Source organism: Alcanivorax sp. HI0083, assembly GCF_001635175.1.
The window spans coordinates 1-1,659 of the sequence record NZ_LWFX01001458.1; the positions used below are offsets into that span (position 1 = coordinate 1).

General features: G+C 60.6%; 2 protein-coding genes. Both read right to left on the reverse strand.

From position 1 onward, the window contains the following. Positions 1-725: SNF2-related protein (locus tag A3754_RS22100; protein WP_231880739.1), on the reverse strand; the 725-nt coding region annotated here is incomplete at its 3' end. A gap of 69 nt (positions 726-794) precedes the next feature. After that, positions 795-1,580, reverse strand: coding sequence for a helix-turn-helix domain-containing protein (locus A3754_RS22105; protein WP_063521356.1), 786 nt, complete (start codon positions 1,578-1,580; stop codon positions 795-797). Between the last annotated feature and the right edge of the window lie 79 nt (positions 1,581-1,659).

Genomic DNA, 1,659 nt, shown 5'->3' on the forward strand with positions numbered 1-1,659 from the left:
GGCTGCAGGGCGTTAAGGCGCTCGGCATCAAAGATAGAGAAGGGCAGGTGGAAGCGGCGCACCATTTCCACAAACCACTGGTGCACCAGTGGGGAAGGCACCACCACCAGTACCCGCTTGGCCCGGCCGGTGAGTAGTTGCTGATGCAGGATCAGGCCGGCTTCGATGGTTTTCCCCAGGCCCACTTCATCGGCTAGCAATACCCGTGGGGCAAAACGGTTGGCCACCTGGTCGGCGATATACAACTGGTGGCCAATCAGGTCGATGCGCGGGCCACGCAACCCCTTGATGGTGGATTGCTGCTGGCGGCAGTGCGCATTGAGGGCGTCGATACGCAGTTCAAACCAGCGATTGGAAGACAGTTGATTGGACAGCAGGCGGTCCAGTGCCGCCGTCAGGCGCAGGGTGTGACCCAGGTTGGTTTCCGGCACCGGCTGAATATCGTCCGGGCTGCCATCTTTCGGGTGCGCCATGTAGACCTTGAGGCCGTTGAGCTCGTTGACTTCGGTGACCACCAGCTCCATTTCATCGGCGGTGCGGATGGTGTCGCCGCTGTCGAAGGTGACCCGGGACAGGGGGGCATTGTTCTTGGCGTAGGTGCGCTCTTCCTCTACCGCCGGGTATTCAACGGTGACCAGTCGGTAATCCAATTCCTTGATGATGCCGAGGCCCAGCTCGGTTTCGGATTCGCTCAGCCAGCGTTGGCCGGGGATAAAGTCAGTCATTGTTGCTGCCGGTGATTGCTTGGGGGGCGAATTATACGGGTTTGTACGCCCCCCTTCGATGGGTGAGGCCTATTGAATCTGATTTCGGAACCAGCGGCGGGTGGCCTCATCGGCGGGGAAGTAATGTTCGATGCGCAGTTCTTCCATGACCACATCCAGCGCGGTGCCAAAGCTGGCCAGGGTGGAGAAGCTGCGTAGCCGCTGGCCGGCCAGCTCAATGTCCAGGGCCATCATGGGCGCGCTGTGATCATTACCGGGTGGTTGATGCAGCAGGGCGTCCAGATCGGCCAATTCCGCCAGCCGATCAAGCAATGTGGCCAGTGCCGGGTCAGGGCGAGCTTGCTGGTCACGGTGCAGGCGGCGCAGCAGGAAGGCGGCCACCTCATCCCAGTTGCGCAGAAACGGCCGATAACCCTGGGGATGGAACACCAGTTCGACCACATTGGCGGTCTGTGGAAAAAGCCCGCGCTCCTCAATCATCAGGCCCATCAGCCGCTGCTGAGCCTCGTTGGCCATTAATACATTCCAGTGGGCATCGAGGACGACGGCAGGCAGCGGGTTGTGGTTTGTGAGCATGACGCTCAGCGCTTCGCGCACCGGTGCCATGCTGTTACTGCTCAGGTCCGTTTCGGTGAAGGCAGGTGCGTAACCCGCCGCCAGCAGTAGTCGATTCGTGTCCCGGCAGCTTAACTCCATTTCCAGTGCCAGACGTTTGAGCATGGCAGGGCTTGGCTGGCTGCGTCCGGTTTCGATAAAGCTCAGGTGCCGGCTGGATACGTCGGCCCGTAACGCCAGTTCCAGTTGGCTGAGGCGGCGGGCTTTACGCAGTTCCGCGAGTATCTGGCCAGTCTGCATCGGGGCTCTCACTTTTCTGTGGCGGATCAGCATGGTCATGGCCGCCAGGCTTCGCCATTACCTCTGGGGTAATTGTTTC

Bases quoted from the DNA above. Each gene is read 5' to 3' on its own strand.
- A3754_RS22105 (WP_063521356.1), bottom strand. From the start codon at position 1,580: ATGCAGACTGGCCAGATACTCGCGGAACTGCGTAAAGCCCGCCGCCTC.